General features: G+C 45.5%; 22 protein-coding genes. 15 read left to right on the forward strand and 7 right to left on the reverse strand.

Going from position 1 to position 20017, the window contains the following annotated elements; all coding sequences use genetic code 11:
- Positions 1-51 precede the first annotated feature (51 nt).
- Entirely contained in the window at positions 52-1494 is a 1443-nt protein-coding gene (gene leuC / locus K941_RS0101665) for a 3-isopropylmalate dehydratase large subunit (RefSeq protein WP_029102242.1), read from the reverse strand.
- A 179-nt stretch (positions 1495-1673) separates the two neighbouring features.
- Between leuC and K941_RS14365 the strand changes: the two genes are divergently transcribed.
- The 9 genes from K941_RS14365 (at position 1674) to K941_RS0101715 (ending at position 11401) form a co-directional block, all read left to right on the forward strand.
- Positions 1674-2597, forward strand: a complete 924-nt coding sequence (locus K941_RS14365; protein WP_051225790.1) for a WG repeat-containing protein — start codon at positions 1674-1676, stop codon at positions 2595-2597.
- 223 nt (positions 2598-2820) lie between these two features.
- Positions 2821-4260 (forward strand): L-serine ammonia-lyase, encoded by a 1440-nt coding sequence (locus tag K941_RS0101675; RefSeq protein WP_029102243.1) that lies wholly within the window; start codon positions 2821-2823, stop codon positions 4258-4260.
- A 172-nt stretch (positions 4261-4432) separates the two neighbouring features.
- On the forward strand, positions 4433-5779 hold the full coding sequence (locus K941_RS0101680; protein WP_084137642.1) for a lytic murein transglycosylase: 1347 nt from the start codon (positions 4433-4435) through the stop codon (positions 5777-5779).
- Between the two features lie 145 nt (positions 5780-5924).
- Positions 5925-6440, forward strand: a complete 516-nt coding sequence (locus K941_RS0101685) for a DUF2059 domain-containing protein (protein WP_029102245.1) — start codon at positions 5925-5927, stop codon at positions 6438-6440.
- Positions 6441-6516: 76 nt separating this feature from the next.
- A complete protein-coding gene (gene uvrB / locus K941_RS0101690; protein WP_029102246.1) occupies positions 6517-8592 on the forward strand; it encodes an excinuclease ABC subunit UvrB in 2076 nt (691 codons plus the stop codon).
- Positions 8593-8640: 48 nt separating this feature from the next.
- Positions 8641-8808 carry a hypothetical protein gene (locus K941_RS17005; protein ID WP_156892288.1) on the forward strand — a complete coding sequence of 56 codons (168 nt, stop codon included), beginning with the start codon at positions 8641-8643 and terminating at the stop codon, positions 8806-8808.
- A gap of 175 nt (positions 8809-8983) precedes the next feature.
- Positions 8984-9325, forward strand: coding sequence for a PIN domain-containing protein (locus tag K941_RS14370; RefSeq protein WP_051225791.1), 342 nt, complete (start codon positions 8984-8986; stop codon positions 9323-9325).
- Between the two features lie 6 nt (positions 9326-9331).
- Complete coding sequence (locus K941_RS0101710) at positions 9332-9895, forward strand: uracil-DNA glycosylase family protein (RefSeq protein WP_036387213.1); 564 nt, start codon at positions 9332-9334, stop codon at positions 9893-9895.
- A 54-nt stretch (positions 9896-9949) separates the two neighbouring features.
- Positions 9950-11401, forward strand: coding sequence for an NAD-dependent succinate-semialdehyde dehydrogenase (locus K941_RS0101715; RefSeq protein WP_036387215.1), 1452 nt, complete (start codon positions 9950-9952; stop codon positions 11399-11401).
- A gap of 113 nt (positions 11402-11514) precedes the next feature.
- Here K941_RS0101715 and lolA read toward each other — a convergent pair whose 3' ends face one another.
- Complete coding sequence (lolA, locus tag K941_RS0101720; protein ID WP_036387217.1) at positions 11515-12138, reverse strand: outer membrane lipoprotein chaperone LolA; 624 nt, start codon at positions 12136-12138, stop codon at positions 11515-11517.
- A gap of 495 nt (positions 12139-12633) precedes the next feature.
- Between lolA and K941_RS0101725 the strand changes: the two genes are divergently transcribed.
- From K941_RS0101725 to K941_RS0101745, 5 genes are all read left to right on the forward strand, one after another.
- Positions 12634-12906 carry a hypothetical protein gene (locus K941_RS0101725; RefSeq protein ID WP_029102250.1) on the forward strand — a complete coding sequence of 91 codons (273 nt, stop codon included), beginning with the start codon at positions 12634-12636 and terminating at the stop codon, positions 12904-12906.
- A 188-nt stretch (positions 12907-13094) separates the two neighbouring features.
- A complete protein-coding gene (locus tag K941_RS0101730; RefSeq protein ID WP_051225792.1) occupies positions 13095-13406 on the forward strand; it encodes an SH3 domain-containing protein in 312 nt (103 codons plus the stop codon).
- 148 nt (positions 13407-13554) lie between these two features.
- Complete coding sequence (locus tag K941_RS16295; protein WP_051225793.1) at positions 13555-14412, forward strand: M15 family metallopeptidase; 858 nt, start codon at positions 13555-13557, stop codon at positions 14410-14412.
- Between the two features lie 116 nt (positions 14413-14528).
- Positions 14529-14771, forward strand: a complete 243-nt coding sequence (locus K941_RS0101740) for a hypothetical protein (protein ID WP_029102252.1) — start codon at positions 14529-14531, stop codon at positions 14769-14771.
- Positions 14752-15216 carry a helix-turn-helix transcriptional regulator gene (locus tag K941_RS0101745; protein ID WP_029102253.1) on the forward strand — a complete coding sequence of 155 codons (465 nt, stop codon included), beginning with the start codon at positions 14752-14754 and terminating at the stop codon, positions 15214-15216. Before K941_RS0101740 ends, K941_RS0101745 begins: the two co-directional genes overlap by 20 nt.
- 17 nt (positions 15217-15233) lie before the next feature.
- On the opposite strand, the gene dacB is transcribed toward K941_RS0101745, so the two are convergent.
- From dacB to K941_RS0101770, 5 genes are all read right to left on the reverse strand, one after another.
- Complete coding sequence (gene dacB, locus K941_RS0101750; protein ID WP_029102254.1) at positions 15234-16760, reverse strand: D-alanyl-D-alanine carboxypeptidase/D-alanyl-D-alanine endopeptidase; 1527 nt, start codon at positions 16758-16760, stop codon at positions 15234-15236.
- Between the two features lie 3 nt (positions 16761-16763).
- Positions 16764-17051, reverse strand: coding sequence for a polyhydroxyalkanoic acid system family protein (locus K941_RS0101755; protein ID WP_029102255.1), 288 nt, complete (start codon positions 17049-17051; stop codon positions 16764-16766).
- A 39-nt stretch (positions 17052-17090) separates the two neighbouring features.
- Positions 17091-17660, reverse strand: coding sequence for a dCTP deaminase (dcd, locus tag K941_RS0101760; RefSeq protein WP_029102256.1), 570 nt, complete (start codon positions 17658-17660; stop codon positions 17091-17093).
- A gap of 107 nt (positions 17661-17767) precedes the next feature.
- Positions 17768-18070: a hypothetical protein gene (locus K941_RS0101765; RefSeq protein WP_029102257.1), complete on the reverse strand. Its 303-nt coding sequence runs from the start codon at positions 18068-18070 to the stop codon at positions 17768-17770.
- Between the two features lie 102 nt (positions 18071-18172).
- Complete coding sequence (locus tag K941_RS0101770; protein ID WP_029102258.1) at positions 18173-18472, reverse strand: hypothetical protein; 300 nt, start codon at positions 18470-18472, stop codon at positions 18173-18175.
- 439 nt (positions 18473-18911) lie between these two features.
- Between K941_RS0101770 and nrdB the strand changes: the two genes are divergently transcribed.
- Positions 18912-20009, forward strand: coding sequence for a class Ia ribonucleoside-diphosphate reductase subunit beta (gene nrdB, locus K941_RS0101775; protein ID WP_029102259.1), 1098 nt, complete (start codon positions 18912-18914; stop codon positions 20007-20009).
- The last annotated feature ends 8 nt before the right edge of the window (positions 20010-20017 follow it).

Raw genomic sequence — 20017 nt, forward strand, 5'->3', positions numbered from 1 at the left:
ATTTTAAAACAAGACAACCCATCTTACCACAGATTGTCTTATTTTTCACGATTACACCACCGCTCGCACATCCACAAAGTGTCCCGCTATCGCCGCCGCCGCCGCCATTGCAGGACTCACAAGGTGCGTGCGACCGCCATTGCCTTGACGACCTTCAAAATTGCGGTTTGATGTACTGGCACAATGCTCGCCTGCTTGCAGTTTATCAGCGTTCATCGCAAGGCACATAGAACAGCCCGGCTGCCGCCACTCAAAACCTGCGTCTAGGAAAATCTTATCCAAACCCTCTTTTTCGGCTTGTTTTTTGACAAGACCCGAACCTGCCACAATCATCGCTTGCTTGATGGTGGGTGCGACTTTTTTGCCCTTGACAATTTTGGCAACTTCTTGCAAATCTTCAATGCGTGAATTGGTACACGAGCCGATAAACACACGGTCAAGCGTAATCTCCGACAGCGACTGCCCTGCCGAGAGGCCCATATACTGATAGGCTCGTGTCCAGTCATTTTTTTGCACATCGTCTTTTGCCATATCCAGTGTTGGTACATTGGCGGACACAGGAATGACCATTTCAGGCGAAGTCCCCCACGAAATTTGTGGCTCAATCTCATCGCCATTTAGCACCACCACCGCATCAAACTGGGCGTCATCGTCTGATTTTAGGGTGTTCCAGTAGGCAACGGCTTTGTCCCAGTTTTCGCCAGTCGGTGCATAGGGGCGACCTTTGACATAGTCTATGGTTTTGTCGTCCACTGCCACAAGCCCAACCCTTGCACCGCCTTCAATCGCCATATTACACACAGTCATACGCCCTTCAATGGACATATCACGAAACACTTGTCCACCAAATTCAATGGCATAACCCGTCCCCCCTGCCGTGCCGATTTTGCCGATAATCGCCAAAATCACGTCTTTGGGCGTTACGCCTTTGCCAAGTTTGCCGTCCACACGCACCAGCATATTTTTCATTTTTTTGGCGACAAGGCATTGCGTGGCAAGTACATGCTCAACTTCACTGGTGCCAATGCCGTGAGCCAAACAGCCCAAAGCCCCGTGGGTTGCGGTATGACTATCGCCACACACCACCGTCATACCAGGTAAAGTCAGCCCCTGTTCAGGTCCAACCACATGAACGATGCCTTGACGGTCATCGTTAATGCCAAATTGCACGACATTAAAGGTTTTACAGTTATCGTCCAAAGTTTTGACTTGAATACGAGAAGTGTTGTCTTCAATGCCCAAAATGCCCTGCGAGCGTTCTTTGGTGGAAGTGGGGACATTGTGGTCGGGCGTGGCAATATTTGCCGAGAGTCGCCAAGGGGTACGCCCTGCCAAAGTCAAGCCTTCAAAGGCTTGTGGGCTCGTTACTTCGTGCAACAATTGGCGGTCAATATAAATCAGTGCCGAGCCGTCATCACGCTCTTTGACCAAATGGTCGTCCCAAAGTTTGTCGTACAGTGTTTTCGCTACCGCTTGGGGGGTTTTGCCTGCCATTGTTATTCTCCAAATTAAAATGGTCTGGGTATGGTAAATTTTAAAAGATTATAACACACTTTAAAAATAACAATAATTTATAATTTTTATGGTTTATTTAACTTTTTGGAAAAATTTTTTTTGGCATGATAATCTTGCCACTTATGATAAAATAGCCCAAATTCTCACGCATTGTTTTTATGAAAAAATACCTAGTCACCGCCTTATTGCTCGGCTCGCTCACACCCCTAGCTTATGCCTGTGCCCTGCCCAAAAGCCATTATAAAAACGTCAGCTGTACCGCACGTTCGGGCGTATTTTTGGCGGTCAAAGACAACGGCTCGCCCGTGGCACTTTTGGACAAAAAAGGCAATAAAACAGCCGATTTATTCGCTTATGACGCGGTGCTGGGCTCGGAGTTTAGAAGTGGGCTACTCCCCGCCCTAAAAAACGGTAAAGTCGGCTACATCAATGACAAAGGCAAAACCATCATCGCCTTTAACTACGACCGTATGAATGGCAACCAATGGGCAAGGGGCGTGCGGGGCGAACGTATCATCGTCAAACAAAACCGTGGCTTTGGCGTGCTAGACACTCAGGGTAAGATCATCGTCCGTCCCGAGCGAGCCATCAGCCACATTAGCGACTTCTCTCAAGGTCTTGCCACCGTCACCGCTAGTGGTAGCACCTACACCATCGACAAAAACGGCAATCGCACACGGCAAGCCCCCAACCCATCGCCCACCCCAGAGCCGACACCTGCCCAAGGCAGTCTGCCAAACCCTAGCACACACCTAACACTCACGCCAAGACAACAAGACGGCAAATGGGGCTTTGTCGATGATAAGGGCGTACCGATGATTATTTACGCCTTTGATGATGTCCGAGCTTATAGTGAGAATCTGGCAGGGGTACGCATGGGCGATAATTGGGGCTTTATTGATAAAAGCGGGCAACTGGTCATCGATTTTCGCTTTCATAAAGACGGGTTTATCTTGGACAGCCCCAAAAATCCCGAACTGCCCGAACCACTGATGTTTAAAAATGGCAAGGCATGGATTGGCAATCTAAATAATGGCGACAAACTATGTATCAATTCGCAAGGGGTCAATGTAGCTTGTTAGGGTTTTTGATTTTAAAATACGCCATTATTTTACATCCGACCAAACCCACATTTGGTCGGATACTTTTGTACCAAAACCCCATCAATCATGCTAAAATAGCAACTTCTGATATGGCTATCTGTGCATTTTTTTAAAATAGGATTGTTTGCACACTCTGCCCGTCAGACTATCCCATTTAACAACCCATTCTTATACACGGTAAAATAACTTTAAAGGAATTTTTATGATTAGTATTTTTGACATGTTTAAAATCGGTGTTGGCCCTTCAAGCTCGCACACGGTCGGCCCGATGGTTGCCAGTGGGCGGTTTTTGGCACTGTTAGGGGAGCAATTGCATGGCGATTTTAGTCCAATTACAGGCATTACCATAGAGCTATATGGCTCGCTGTCCGCCACAGGCAAAGGACACGCCACCGATACCGCCACCTTGCTTGGGCTACTCGGACACGCCCCACGCACGATAGACACCGAACGCACGGACGAGTATTTATCAGACATACGCACGCACCAAAAGATGAACTTGGGCGATCGCCATGTTATTGATTTTGATGAAACCACCGACATCTTGTGGTATAGCGATGTTACCCTGCCCCAACACCCCAACGGCATGACACTCATCGCCACCTTAGCCGATGGCACTCGTATCAGCGAGACTTACTTTTCTATCGGGGGCGGATTTGTTGTGGATAATGACGAATTTAAAGCCCAAACCGCACAAGAGCAACTAGATGCCCCCAAAAAATCGCCCTACCCTTATCCCTTTGAGCTAGGAGCAGACATCGAACGGCTGTGCCACACGCATGGGTTTAGTATCAGCGAGCTTATGCTTCATAACGAAACTGCTGTCCGAGACGAAGAAGAAGTTAAAGATTATCTTAATGACATCTGGGCGACCATGCAGGCGTGTGTCAATGCCGGCTACCAAAAAGACGGTATCCTGCCCGGCGGTCTTAACGTCAAACGTCGTGCCAAAGCCTTATATGACCAGCTTAGTAAAGAATACAGCAAAGCCGATGGCGGACTGCTTGCAATGGACTGGGTGAACCTGTATGCTCTGGCGGTCAATGAACAAAACGCCTCGGGCGGGCGGGTCGTTACCGCTCCCACTAACGGAGCGGCGGGTATTATCCCTGCGGTATTACACTATTATCAAGGCTTTATTCCATCATTTAGCTATCAAGGCGTGCGTGAGTTTTTGCTCGTGGCGGGGGCGATTGGGGCATTAATCAAACAAAATGCGTCCATCTCAGGGGCGGAAGTTGGCTGTCAAGGCGAAGTTGGCTCTGCCTGTGCGATGGCAGCAGCAGGACTGGCTCACGTCATGGGCGGTACAGTCGCCCAATGTCTAAACGCTGCCGAGATTGGGTTGGAACATAACTTAGGGCTGACCTGTGACCCCATTGCAGGACTGGTGCAAGTACCTTGTATTGAACGCAATGCGATGGCATCCGTCAAGGCGATTAACGCCGCTCGCCTTGCCCTGCGTGGCGATGGCTCGCACCACGTCTCACTAGACAAAGCCATTTTGACCATGAAAGAGACCGGACTTGACATGATGGACAAATACAAAGAAACCGCTCGTGGCGGGCTTGCCATTCATGCCGATAACCGCATTCCTGTGGCAGTGGTCGGTCATGTGGGCGTGGGATTTAGCCAGTGTTGATGACACCAATAAACTCATTTAACAAGATTTAGCAGGGTAAATAAAAGACGGATATAGATGTTTTATTCCGTCTTTTGCTTTATTCATCCTTGCTTTGCCAAGTATGTAAATATCATTGCCAAAACTCTCATAACTGTGTACAATGACAACAAATTTTTACCAATAAATACTCATGACTCATCCTGTAAAAACCCTGCTAGACCACCCTGCTTTTCGCCTGTCCGCTGTGGCTGCTGCCATTATCACTCTGCTATCCTGTGCTTCAGCTCCTCAAACACCACAGCGACCCATCGTGGTTGAGACACCAACGACCACACCTACCCCATCTCGGGTGGTCATTGTCAAACCCCAAACACCCACAGCCCCAGTAACCACCTCCACGCCTGCCCCATCGGTAGAAAATCGCTACTATGGCAGTTTTGGCGACTGGAAAAGCGACTTTATCACTCGCACCATCGCCAGCGGTCATGCCTCTCATGCGGTGCATGGACTGCTAGGCAGTGCCAGTCTTAACTCACAGGTCATCAGCCTAGACGGTCGCCAAGCCGAATTTGCCAAAATGCCGTGGTCATACGTTGAGTCAGCCGTTACCTCAGGGCGTGTCTCTGACGGCAGAGCCAAACTGCGTGAATACCCCTCCCTACTCTCACGAGCCGAAAGCCAGTATGGTGTCCCCAAAGAAGTAATGGTCGCCATTTGGGGTATTGAGTCCTCATATGGGACAGGCACTGGTTCAACCGACTTAGTTGATGCTCTATCCAGCCTTGCCTTTGATGGTCGCCGTCGTGAGTTTGCCGAAGACGAACTGCTTGCCATGTTACAGATGATAGAGCGTGGCGATGTCAGTCGCTCACAACTGCGTGGGTCATGGGCGGGGGGCATGGGTCATACCCAATTCATCCCCTCTACTTGGATAAAATATGGCGTGGACGGTAATGGCGATGGACAAAAAAGCCCATGGACAATCTCGGACGCCCTCACCTCCACCGCCCATTATCTAGGGGCGAGCGGTTGGGTGTCAGGCGTGGACGCTTTTTATGAAGTTCGCCTGCCGACTGGCTTTAACTACCAACTCTTAGGACAAAAACAATCCCTAGAATCATGGAAATCCTTAGGCATGGTCTCTGCCAATGGCGAGTACTTTGGCGGTCATGCCCAAGCCGAGCTATGGCTACCTGCGGGCGTGAATGGTCCTGCCCTGCTACTCACGCCCAACTTTGATGTTATCAAAGTCTATAACAACTCATCTAGCTACGCCCTAGCCGTGGCAACCCTTGCAAAACGTATCGCTGGCGGTGCTGGCATTAGTGGCAACTGGCCACGCCACGAACAGCCCCTGTCTCGCTCAGAAGTCATTCGCTTACAAGAAACCCTAAACGCCAAAGGTTACTCTGCCGGCAAAGCAGACGGCGTGGCAGGAGCGAACACCTCTCGTGCCTTTGCTCGTTGGCAAGCGGATAACGGACGTGTGCCTGATGGCTTTATCACCCAAAACTCGGTGCGTGGCTTGGTCTGGTAATACAAAAGTCGGTGCGTGATGTACCGACTTTTATTTAAATCATTCATCATGCGGTTAAGTCATCGTTGCAAATGATAACAATTTAAAACTTTTCATCTTGATAAAAATCTGTTAGATTATAGCACTTTTAACCTTTGGAGCTGTTATGAAAATCAAATCCCTACTACTGCTTAGCACCCTATTTTGTGCCAGTGCCTTTGCCACACCGAGCAATCAGTCACTAGAAGAACTTGCCAAAATCATGCCTTACGAATCCACATTTTACCAAGCGGTCGTTGCCCCCCTTGAAATGGAACGCATGGCAATCGCTCAGGGCATGGCACAGGACAACACACTCACCGATGACCAACGCAAAAAAGCCCTAAAAGCCTTTGACGACTATGCCGAAGGGCTTATTAAAAGCCTAGACACCAAAGCGACCAAAGACGGACTTAAAAAATCCTACCTTAACGCCGCCAAATCGTTTAGCCAAGCCGAAGTGGACGCCATGATTGCTTTTTATGGCAGCAAAGACGGGCAAAGTGCCTTAAAAAAACAAGATGCCGTCTTTGAGTCCTATATGAAAAGTGCAGGCGAGAGCAACAAAAAAACCTTAGAAACCTACGAAAACAAACATCTTAAAAAAATGCAGGATGATGTTAAAAAGATTTTGAATAAATAGGGCGTGCCTGCCATCACTTGCAAATCCTTATCATGACCCCCATTATGATAAGGATTTCTTTTATAAAAACAACACCATGCCAAAGCCCAAAACCACTCGTACCAAAATCACCGAAAGTCAGCTCACCAAACAGCTAGGCGATGACGATAAAGTCTTTAAAATGGTTACGCCCTTTGCCCCCAGTGGCGACCAACCGACCGCCATACAGTCCCTAGTGGACGGGGTCAAGGCAGGCAAAAAAGACCAACTTTTGCTTGGTGTGACAGGCTCAGGCAAGACTTATACCATGGCAAAGGTCATTGAGAGTCTGGGGCGACCTGCCATCATCATGGCTCACAACAAGACACTGGCAGCACAGCTTTATGGCGAATTTAAGGAATTTTTCCCCCATAATGCGGTAGAGTACTTTGTTAGCTATTATGACTATTATCAGCCTGAGGCGTATGTCGTGGCAAGCGATACTTTTATCGAAAAGGACTCCGCCATCAACGACCACATCGACCAAATGCGACTGTCCGCCACTCGTGCCTTGCTCGAACGCCGTGATACCATCATTGTGGCGAGCGTGTCCGCCATCTATGGCTTGGGCGACCCTGAGAGCTACCTAAAAATGCTCCTGCACGTGGTCGTGGGCGATGTCGTGGACAGAACCGCTCTCATCAAACGCTTGGTTGAGTTACAGTACGAACGCAACGAGCTGGACTTTGGGCGTGGTACCTATCGCTTGCATGGTGAGACCTTGGACATCTACCCTGCTGAGAGTGAACAGTTGGCGGTGCGGATTAGCATGTTTGATGATGAAGTTGAAAAAATCACATGGTTTGACCCTTTGACGGGCAAAAATATCAAATCCGTGCCACGCATTACCATCTATCCTAAGTCGCACTATGTTACCCCCCGAGAAAAATTAGAAGTGGCAATGGGGACGATTAAAGAAGAGCTTGCCGAGCGATTAGAGTATTTTCGCTCACATGATAAGCTACTAGAAGCCCAACGTATCAAAGAACGCACCCAATATGACTTAGAGATGATACAGCAGTTAGGCTACTGTAACGGCATTGAGAACTACTCTCGTCATCTGTCAGGGCGACAGGCAGGCGAGGCACCACCCACGCTGTTTGACTACCTGCCGTCTGATGCGTTGGTATTTTTGGATGAAAGCCACGTTACCATCCCCCAAATTGGAGCGATGTATAAGGGCGATAGAAGTCGCAAAGAAAACTTGGTTAATTATGGCTTTCGCTTACCGTCCGCCATGGATAATCGCCCCATGATGTTTGAGGAGTGGGAGGCGGTTGTGCCAACTCGCATCTTTGTATCAGCAACCCCCGCCCTCTATGAGTTGGAACATAGCGAGCAAGTGGTCGAGCAAGTCGTTCGTCCCACAGGACTTATTGACCCCATACTAGAAATCCGCCCCGTACTCACCCAAGTCGATGACGTGCTGGGCGAGATAAACCTGCGTAAGCCCTTAAACGAGCGAGTGTTGATTACCACGCTCACCAAACGCATGGCGGAGGATTTGACCAGTTATTTAAAAGAATATGGCGTGCGTGTGGCATATCTGCACAGCGACATTGACACGGTAGAACGCATGAAAATCATTCACGAACTCAGAACAGGGGTGCATGATGTACTGGTAGGCATTAACCTACTTCGTGAAGGCTTGGATATGCCCGAGGTGTCGCTTGTGGCGATTTTTGATGCGGACAAAGAGGGCTTTTTACGTTCGGAGCGGTCGCTCATTCAGACCATTGGGCGAGCGGCACGCCATGTCAATGGCAAGGCTATCCTATACGCTGACAGCATTACCCCGTCCATGCAAAAGGCGATAGATGAGACCGAACGCAGACGAGCCAAACAAATCGCCTTTAATGCCGAGCATGGCATTACACCAAAATCGGCAAGCCGTGCCATCACCGATAAGATTGACACGGGCGAGATTGAGAGCGTGGACGCCCCAAAAATTGACGTACCATTTGCCCTAAATGATATTGACGTGGAAATCTTACGCCGTCCTGAGCTGATGATAAAAGAGATTAACCGCCTAGAAAAACAAATGAAAAAACTCTCAGGCGAGCTAAAATTTGAAGAAGCGATGAGAGTACGTGATACCGTGCTGGCATTAAAAGATGAGTTTAACAAACTGTAAAACACGCCTTTTTGTGGTACACTTAACGGACAACCTAAGGAGCATGCCATGACCCAAATCATCATCAATAGCCCCACCGACAGCAGTTTGTCTATCATGTTGCCACTCAATGTAGACGGTAGCGTGGTGTTTCCTAAGTGGTTGATTGATGACTTAACCCATTCTCATCGCTTGGTAAGTTTTAAAAAACAATCAAAAAACCACCAAAGAAGATGACGTTCTTGCCATGATTGAAAATACAGGCGGACTGCTTGCCCCTTATGTCAAACAACCGCTAACCATTGATGAGATGAATGACGGTATAAACCACCATTTTTCACAAATGAATAAGGCGGAGTTATGATTAGCCTTGATACCAATATTTTGGTGCGTTATTTGACCAGATGATACCATGCAATATCAAAAAGTGGTGGCATTATTTCAAAAATTACATACCGATAATGAACAAGGTTTTATCTCTTTATTGGTAGTTTTGGAAGTAAATTGGGTATTGGCATTTAGTTATAAAATTCCTAGAAATGAAATTATCCATTCGCCATTAACTTTATTAAATTTTTCTTTTTTAACTTTTGAACAAGCCAATCATTTACAACAAACCCTACTATACGCCCAAAATAATACTTTTGATTTATCTGATTTGTTGATAGCGTGCAAAAGTCGCAGTTTGGATAATTTACCTGTTTATACTTTTGATAAAAAAGCAAGTCAGGCGGAAGGGTTTGTTTTATTATAGAATATTATGCAAGAAGCCCACCCTCTAGCCCCATTTACCCCTTCCTGTGCCAAAGTGCTGATGCTTGGCAGTTTTCCGCCACCGCCTAATCGCTGGGCGATGAATTTTTATTATCCCAATTTAAATAATGACATGTGGCGGATTATGGGCTTGGTGTTTTTTGATGATAAAGATTATTTTATTGACGGTAAACGATTTAAAGAGACGCTTTTAAAAGACTTTTTAAACAAACAAGGCATTGCCATTTATGACACCGCCAAAATCGTCATTCGTGAAAATAACAATGCATCCGATAAATTTTTAACCATTATCCAAAAATCAGACATCAAAGGCTTGTTAGCTACCTTACCCGAGTGCAATCATATCATCACCACAGGCGAAAAGGCGAGTGAGATTTTATTGTCCGATTTTGATATTAAAATACCCAAAGTTGGGCAATCGGTAAATTTAACATTTGATAATAAAATTGTTACTCTACACCGTCTGCCGTCATCATCACGGGCGTATCCATTGGCCCTTGATAAAAAGGCACAGTTTTATAGGGCAGTGTTTGAGAAATTAGATTTATAAATATGATTGCATAACCACCATACACAGCATAACCACCAACCAATAGGAATTTTTATGAAATTATCCAACCCTACGCTATTCCACGAACACGCACTCATCAATAACACATGGCAATCCGCCAAATCCGCCAACACCATAGACGTGTTTAACCCCTTTAATGATGAAAAAATCGGCACCATTCCTGATTTGTCCGCCGATGAAGTGGCAGAAGCCATCGGTTTTGCCGATGATGCCCAAAAATCATGGGCGAGCCTAACCGCCAATGAACGAGCGGTTATTTTGCACCGTTGGGCGGATTTGATTGATGAACATCGTGAAGACCTAGCCATCATCATGACCACAGAGCAGGGCAAGCCCTTAAAAGAGTCTCGTGGGGAGATTGGCTATGCCAACAGTTTTATCCGCTTTTTTGCCGATGAAGCCAAACGAGCATATGGGGACGTGATACCCAGCCCGAACGCCAACCTACGCTATGTGGTACTAAAACAGCCTGTGGGCGTGTGTGCCAGTATTACGCCGTGGAACTTTCCGTCAGCAATGATTACCCGTAAAGTCGCCCCCGCCCTAGCTTCAGGGTGCGTGATGATTGTCAAGCCAGATAGCCAAACGCCCTTTTCCGCCCTTGCCTTGGGCGAGCTTGCCATTCAAGCAGGCATTCCTAAGGGTGTTTTGCAAATCGTAACAGGGCAAGCAGACGTTATCGGGGGTGTACTTACATCCGATGAGCGCATCAAAAAACTCTCCTTTACAGGCTCTACTCGGGTCGGCAAACTGCTCATGGAGCAATGTGCCAGCACGGTCAAAAAGCTCTCCTTGGAGCTTGGCGGTAACGCTCCTTTTATCGTGTTTGACGATGCCGACATTGATAAGGCGGTCAAGGGGGCGATAGCGTCCAAATATCGCAACGCAGGGCAGACGTGCGTGTGTGCCAACCGCATTTATGTTCATCAAACGATAAAAGATGAGTTCATCGCCAAATTTACCAAAGAAGTTAGTAACTTACATGTTGGCGACGGACTGTCAGATGACACGGACATCGGCTGTCTTATCAATGACACCGCCGTGCAAAAAACCCAAAAACTACTCCAAGATGCCCTAGATAAAGGAGCAACACTCATCACAGGGGGTAAATCTCACCCCACACACGCACGCTGTTTTTTACCAACGGTCATCACGGACATCACAGACGAAATGGACATCGCCCACGAAGAGATTTTTGCTCCGATTGCTCCGATTTTTGTGTTTGATGATGAACAAGAAGTCATTCGCCACGCCAATAACACCCCCTATGGTTTGGCGTCCTATTTTTACACCCGAAGCCACGCACGAGCATGGCGAGTAAGTGAAGCCTTAGAATACGGCATGGTCGCCCAAAATACAGGGCTACTCTCTACCGAAGTCGCTCCGTTTGGCGGGGTTAAGCAGTCAGGGTTTGGGCGTGAAGGCTCAAAATATGGCTTGGATGAATATCTCACCACAAAATACTGGTGCATGGACGTGAGCTGATTAAATATCATACAACCAAATCCCCAAAAACGCTGATTTTTGGGGATTTTACTTTATCTGATATTTTTACAAAAACCGCCATTGCATTACGATGGCGGTTTGGTATTTTAACCTTACTGGTTAATCACGTCCACACCCTTAGGCGGGGTAAAGCTAAACTGACTGGCAGGAATGCTTTTATTAATATTAATGTTACTAAAACGAATCGACGTGGTCTGTCCGATACTGTCATTTAGCACCATCATCACAGGCTTACCGCCATTAAAACTGATGGACAAATCTCTAAAATTAGCCGAGCTTGATTTGGGTTTTAGGACATAGTAGTTTTTGCCTTTGCTTGGCTGACTGACGGTAAAATTGCGTGTGATTTGATTGGGGTCGCCTGACAATAACAAGGCAGGTGCATCCCCGACTTGGTTATTTACCGACTGCTTGGTAACTTGTTGCAAGTCCTTATCATACACCCACATGGTACTGCCATTTGCCACGATGAGCTGTTCTGATGGTGATTTGGTGTCCCAGCGGAATTTGTTGCCACGCTCTAGTGCCATGCTACCGCTAAAACTTTGGCTTTTACCACTCGCTTTGGTCGTTTGTGAGAAATCGGCAGTCATTGATTTGGTGTTTTTAAGCAGGTTATTTAAATTGGTCACTGCCGTGTCATTGGCATGAGCAGTCAACGCCGTCATGGGAAGTAGAGTCAATGCCAATGTGCTTAGGGCGATTTTTGTATTCATAATAACTCCAAATCATAAAATGGTTGGTTTTAATGCCTTGTGCCACTTTTTATGACTTTTTAAAAACTGATTCAAAAACTAATTAAAATTGATTATCCTAAAAAATCATTAATCAGTCATTAAAAGCTCTTAAAAAGTCATCAATACAATTTAAGGCACTCTTAGAAAGTGGGGTCATTGTGCCATGTTTTTATGTTGCAATCTAGCCTAGTTTTGCAAAAATTTGGGGGTAATGTTGCATTTATGTGGCTAGGGCGTGTCAAACATTGATAATCATGCCGTAATTTTATCAATGTTGGCTTGTTTTTATCATTTTTATCAAAACTTTTGCCATGTTACCAAAACCATCGCACGAATCAAATGCAGACAATCACTAATTTTTAAATGATTTTAAATAATGTTAAATGAATGCCAATCAGGAATATTCATTGAAATTTCACCCAAATACTGGTAACATAAGCCCCCATTTTAATCATTTTAAAAAGACGGTGTTTTATGTATCTTAATCACAACCACACCTTACGCCCCATTCATCTGCGTTTGACGGGCGAGATTGTGGAACATTTGGAAAAAGTCAAGGGCGAGCATGGCTTTGAGTGCATTCAACCACTCATTCGCTTTTATATCCGTCAAGGGCTTGACCGTGATAATTCCGAATACTCTCTTAGTGATGATGTCGCCTTTATTAACGAACTCAAAGAACAAGGCGTCAGCGAGCAGTTAATAGAAAAAGCCTTGGAAAATGTCTGCAAAAAAGCTGACCAATAACTTTAATCAGCTTTAATCAGCCATCATAAGCAGTTGAATAAACGGTTGTTTTTTTGGCGATTAATTGTTGCTTATTTGTTACAATAATCTTGTTGTTTTAAACAAGAAATCATGGTAATATTTCATAGAATACAAATGTATTTTACAATACCTGTATCGCCCAATATTTATCTGCTTATGGAGTATTGATGATGAAGTTAAAATCATTATTTATCGCTTTGATTGCGACCAGTGCCATCGGTTTTTATACCAACGTTTCTGCCAAAGTAGGTCCTGCCTATAACGGCGGTGGCTCATACGGATATGCTTGCACTCACCAAACCAATGGTAATGTACTGCTCCGCTCAGGCCCTGGTCAGAATTATAAAGTTCTAGCCCGCATGCCTAACGGCAGTGATGTTAGCATCATTGGCGAACGCAACTCTAATGGTTGGGTGTGGTACAAAGTTAAATTCGGTCGCAGTGTCGGCTGGGCTCGCTCAGATTATATTTGCAGTTAATCCATGATGTTTAAAAGACGAGCGATGCATTTTTTGCATTGCTCGTTTTGTAATTTAGTTAATAAATTTCTTCACCTAGGTATTTTTAAAAATCCACAACAATCCACTTAGTAATGGTAATCTAATAATGACTGATTTAGGTAATTTTATGAAAAAACGCACAAGAGATTTATTGATTGGTGCAGGGCTTTTGGGGATTGGCACGGTTGGTGCGATTGCGATGTTTACAAACAACCAATCAGGCTCGGGGTATATCGCAAGCCCAAGCAAAAACACCGTCCACGTCATCAGCCAGCCCACCAACCCCACCGCCATTGCCGACCAAAGTGGGCGGTCTTATACAGGGTATAACCAAAACCAACCGACCCATCATCAGCACCAGTCACCACAAGCGATGAACCAAGGTCCTGCCTATCAAGTAGAGCAAGGCAATTTTAACACGCCAACACCCCAATATGATACCAATGCCATAGGCTCGATATGCGCCCCCGAAGCCCTAAAAGTGGGTATCAAGCATTTTAGATATGCCGATGCCGACCCTAGCGACCTTGTGCCTAGTGGCTATGGCAGTGACCCGAAATTTAAGATTCATCGTGCCGCCAAACCTGCCTTACAAGAGATGATTAAGGCGGCTCGTGCTGACGGGGTTACGCTAACCCCTGGCTCTATCTTACGCACGTCAAGCCGTCAAGCCCAAATCGTTGCCAATAAGAAAAAACAAGGACAAAGTGCCAAGCAAATCTATCATACATCCTCACACCCTGGTTACTCCGAACATCATACAGGGCTTGCGGTGGATTTCTCACCGATTGACCACAGCTTTGCCAAAACAGCAGGATATCGCTGGTTACAACAGCATGCTCATGAGTACGGTTTTTACCAAACTTTCACCCCCGACTATTCTAGATACAGTGGCGTTTCTGAAGAGTCGTGGCACTGGCGTTTTGAAGGCAAAAACAAAGAGTTCTCTTATGTCTTTGCCGATAGTATCAATCGTCGCTGTTAACGGTTTGTTAAATGTATAAAAATAAAGCAGTTTTTGGGACTGCTTTATTTTTTTATTTTTACCCAAGTGTTTACATTTGACAACACTTTATTTATAATACAATTAAGACAAATATCATGAAACACCATCCCAATAAAGAAATCAGCGATGCCATTGCATATGCATTAGAACACGGTTGGCATGTCATCGCCAGTGGCAAATCATCTCATGCTTATTACCGATTGCGATGCAACTTCGGGCATGGCGAACACCAAATGAGCATTTGGAGTACACCCAAAAACCCACAAAATCATGCCAAACAAATCATCCGCAAAGTCAATGAATGCCAAGGAGAAAACAATGAACACCTACCACTTTAATATCATCATTAGGGACGCAAACAGCCAAGATAGCACATTAGAAGACAGACTATTTGAAGCAGGTTGTGATGATGCCCTAGTCTGCCGTTTGGATGAACTTGTTTATTTGGAGTTTGACCGAGCCAGCGACAGTGCCAAAGCAGCCATCGCCAGTGCCTTTGATGATTTACATAAAGCAGGGTTTTACGACTTGATTTTACAAGAAAAAGGGGTGTCAAGCCTAAGTGAAATGGCAAAACGCCTTGGTGTGTCACGCATGACATTAAGTCATTATGCCAATGGTACCCGTGGCATGGGTAACTTTCCTAAACCTGTGGCAGGAGTATTGTCAGGATCTTTGCTATACGCTTGGCATGAAGTGGCAGACTGGCTATACCAACAAAATAAAATTAGCCAACCTGATTATGATGTGGCAAAAGCGGCAGGGGTTTTTAGTCTATTGTAACGCTTAGACATGGCACTTCAAGGCTGTCCTGCCGTCCACTCTATCACTTCATCTAGCACATCATGGGCGTGGGTGCTATTACCTACTCCATCGGCATTAATGATAGCGACCACCACATACATCTTGCCTGATTGCCCCATGACATAACCTGCAATGCTTGCCACGTTGTTTAGTCTGCCAGTCTTAATAAAAGCACGTTCTATCGCAGGGCTATGGGGACGGCGTTTGGCAAAGGTTGTCATCGTGCCTGTCCGCCCCACAATCGGCAAAGACGCTTTAAATGTCTCAAATGTCGGCTTGGTCTGACTAAATGCCAGAAGCTCGCCCAACGCCCTAGGGGCAACCACACAATCTCGGCACAGTCCTGACGCTCGGCTCATGATGGGGGCAGGCGTGGTAAGATGTTGTTGCCACCATGTATTTATCAGGGCAAAACTTTTGGGGTAATCACTGGTTTTTTGACCCATCATCAGGGGCAAAGATAACGCCACTTGCTCGGTCATGACGTTATTGGAGTATTGGTTAATCTGATAAATCTGCTCAGATAAAGGTTTGGAGGCAAAGGACAGCAAAGGCGATAACGTTCGCCCTACCCCATCATAAGGCTGTCGCAACCTAACCTGCCCAACAAAGTCCTTATCAAGGGCTTGCCATGCACCTTTGACCGCTTTGGTAATAAACGCTTCGCTGTCAGCAAAGGTCAGCCACTCACTCGCCTTCCCACAGCCCACACCCACTTGCCCTGTAATGGTCAAAGTATCGGCAGATAAGCCAAATTTTGGCTTGGTGCGACATGACTGGATATCGCCTTGTATCATGGTTGGTGCGTGAAAATCTGCCAATTTTGGCAGTACTTGTACCGCAACCGCACCATCTGTCGGACTAAACTGCACTATCTCTGGCGACTGCCCAAATTGCCAATTTCCCGATGGTATCATACTCACTTCAAGCGTACCAAAATTTATCAAAAAGGCATTGGGCTGGGCATTGTAGGCTCGCAATCCCTGCCCGTCAAAAGCATTAACATCTTGGGCAACATTGACAAAGCCAGTATTATCCACAATGATGTCGCCCTTAATGTGACGCACGCCTCGAGCCGTCAGCTGTGAAAACATGGCACTAAGACGGTCATGAGTCAGCGATGGGTCGCCACTGCCTTTGATGATAAGATTCCCATATAAAGTATCGCCAACCACCACGCCATCGGTGTATAGCCGTGTCTGCCAACGATAATCCGCCCCCATCATATCCAAAGCGATGGCGGTGGTAATGAGCTTTTGGGTGGATGCTGGGGTGCGTGGTTTATCCGCCAGATGACTGATGAGCGGTGCCGACCCATCGTTTGCCATTACCCAAATACTGATGTCATCGCTTGATAATCCGCTTTTGCTAAGCTTATCACTGATGGCAGATGGCAGGCTGGCTGATGTCTGTAAGTTGGCAGGAGTAGCAGGCTGTGTATTGGCAAATGCAGGTAACGCACAAAGCACGCTAAGACTTAGCGTGCTAATGATAAGTGAATAAGACATGGTCATGGCAGACATGGATTAAGCAAAATACTTATCCAAACCCTCTTGGATACCACTACTAATCACACCCTTAAACGGCTTTGCCAAAAAGTTCAAATCCGCCTCAAAGATGACCTTATCACTGTCCAAGAACGCACGTCCGTCCACGCCTGCCTTAGTGATGTTTACGGTGTCGCTGTCCGCTCCCTCTTGGTAGGTCGCCTCAAAATCAAACTCTTGTTTTGCCTCTTCTAGCCATGCTTTGGCTTTGGTGCGAGCGGTGGCAAGGTCAAAGTTATGACGTTTTTCAATACGTAAATCAGACATAATATTCTCTTCTTTAAATAATAAATGCTAAATGACAAGTTAAGTTTTTGGCAAGGTGACGCCCGTTTGCCCTTGATATTTACCACCCCTATCTTTATAGGAAGTTTCGCAGACTTCATCAGACTGGAAAAACAGCATTTGAGCCACGCCCTCACCAGCATAGATACGGGCAGGTAGATTGGTGGTGTTACTAAATTCTAAGGTAACATGCCCTTCCCACTCAGGTTCTAAGGGCGTGACATTGACGATAATGCCACAGCGAGCATAGGTGGATTTGCCCAGACAAACGGTCAGCACATCACGGGGGATTTTAAAATACTCCACCGTGCGAGCTAGGGCAAATGAGTTGGGCGGAATGATACACTCATCGCCAACAATATCAATAAAACTTTTCTCATCAAAGTTCTTAGGGTCAACGATGGCAGAATGTACGTTGGTAAACACCTTAAATTCATTAGCACAGCGGACATCATAGCCATAGCTTGACGTGCCGTAGCTTACGATTTTCTCGCCATCGCTATTATGGCGGACTTGGTTAGGCTCAAACGGGGCAATCATCTCATGTTCGGTCGCCATTTGGCGAATCCAGCGGTCTGACTTAATCGACATGTTATTCTCTTATGATATGGGACAAAACATTATAGCAAAATTCTTGGCTTTTTTAAACACATGAAAAAACCGCCAAATGACGGCTTTTCTATCACGCCCCTAGCCCATCATTCATGATAATAGTCGTTTAACTTAGCAAACACCACAAAAAGCAGTCCATAACACACCACGCTGGTCACGAACAATATCAGCAGATTGGTCAAAGTTCGCTCGTTATTGATGATGTTTGACAAAAAACCAAATGCCGACACATTGCCCCAAAACAGGTAGTTTATAAGTAACTGTATGACAAATCCCACCGCACAAACCCCGTGCGTGATGGCGGTTGCCTTTGTGGAATGAATGACAATAAAATAAACACCAATGGCAAATACGATAAGATAGACAATAAACGACACTAAATAAATCATGGAAAATTCCCCTGCCAATCCATTTTACGCTCGTGATAAGAGCTTACAAAAATTAAGGCTTTTAATCCAAAATAATTATCAATCTCACGTCAAGACAAATCATCACTCTTGATAATAATCATAAGCCTTGATTAGCATCACAAACAATGCTGAGTAGCAAAAAATACTGATAAGACACAGCACCATCAAATTAAAGGCACTGCGGTCATGGTCAAGATGAGCCAACAACTCAAACACCCCCAAATGCCCAAGCCCAACATAATTAATCAAAATCTGTGTACAAAAACCGATAAACACCAAAATACCCACCCATCGCTCGGCACGGTCTGGCATTTTTTTGATGAACGCCATGCCAAGAATAAAAATCAGTGCATACCACACCACCGATACTGCATAAATCATGAGAATCCCCCTGTGTGAACAAAAATTGATTTAAAATGAATGATTTATATGTATCGCTATTGTAACACAATTTTTGGGTTTTGATTGTGGGTATTTTTTAAACAGTTGTTTGCCCATGATATTCTCCCGACCTTTATAACACCATTTGCCATTTAAAAATATTTTACAAATAAATCAACCACTTTTGCATGAAAAATAGATTGGTTTTTCAGGCTTTACCAATCCCACCATTATTTTGGCTAAAATCTCACAAAAATCAATTCCTTATCCAAAATTTTCCCCATTTTGCCAAAAAATTCCTGCTAAGACACAAAAATTATGCTAAAATGGCGCGCCATCAAACACATGATATAGTGATTTTATTTTAAAATAACACCATATTTAGATAACAAGACCCAGCTTTCCCTTTATTTATAAAAATCAATCATCAGAGAGCATCATGCAGTATTCTATCTTTCCCCAAACCAAAAACGACCCCCTAAAAGAACCCATGTTTTTTGGGCAAGCGGTGAACGTCTCTCGCTATGACCAACAGCGTCATCCTGTGTTTGAACAACTCATTGAAAAGCAGTTGTCGTTTTTTTGGCGACCCGAAGAGATAGACGTCAGCCGTGATAGGATTGATTTTAGTGAATTATCCGCCCCTGCTCAGCACATTTTTTTGTCTAACCTAAAATACCAAACCTTGCTTGACAGCATTCAAGGACGTAGCCCTAATGCGGTGCTATTGCCCATTGTGTCCTTGCCAGAGCTTGAGACATGGATTGAGACGTGGTCATTTAGTGAGACCATTCATAGCCGTAGTTATACGCATATCATTCGCAACATCGTCAATGACCCGAGCGTGATTTTTGATGACATTATGGATAACGAGCATATCCTTGCCCGTGCCAAAGACATCGCCGTGTATTATGATGATTTGTATGAAGCCAGTCAGCTGTATAACCTGACAGGCAGGGGCGATTTGCGTGAGCTTAAAAAGAAGCTGTACCTATGTATCGTGGCGGTCAATGTTCTAGAAGCCATTCGTTTTTATGTGTCGTTTGCTTGCTCATTTGCCTTTGCCGAAAATAAGGTTATGGAAGGTAACGCCAAAATCATCAAGATGATTGCCCGTGATGAAGCCTTACACCTAAACGGCACACAGCACATCATCAATCTCATGCGACACGGTCAAGATGACCCCGAGATGGTCGAGATTGCCAAAGAATGCCAAGATGAAGCGATTGAGATTTTCCGTGTCGCCGCCGAACAAGAAAAAGACTGGGCAAGCTATCTGTTCAAAGACGGCTCAATCATCGGACTAAACCGTGATATCCTGTGCCAGTATGTTGAATATATCACCAACACCCGCATGTTGGCGATTGGTCTGCCTGCCATTTTTAACACCAAATCCAACCCCATTCCTTGGATAAATGCGTGGCTATCATCGGACAACGTGCAAGTCGCCCCCCAAGAAACCGAAATCACCACTTATCTGGTCGGTCAGATTGACAGTGATTTGGACGGGGTGGATTTGGACGATTTTGAACTCTAATCACAAAA

It is taken from the genome of Moraxella caprae DSM 19149, assembly GCF_000426885.1.
GTDB classification, from domain to species: Bacteria; Pseudomonadota; Gammaproteobacteria; order Pseudomonadales; family Moraxellaceae; genus Moraxella; species Moraxella caprae.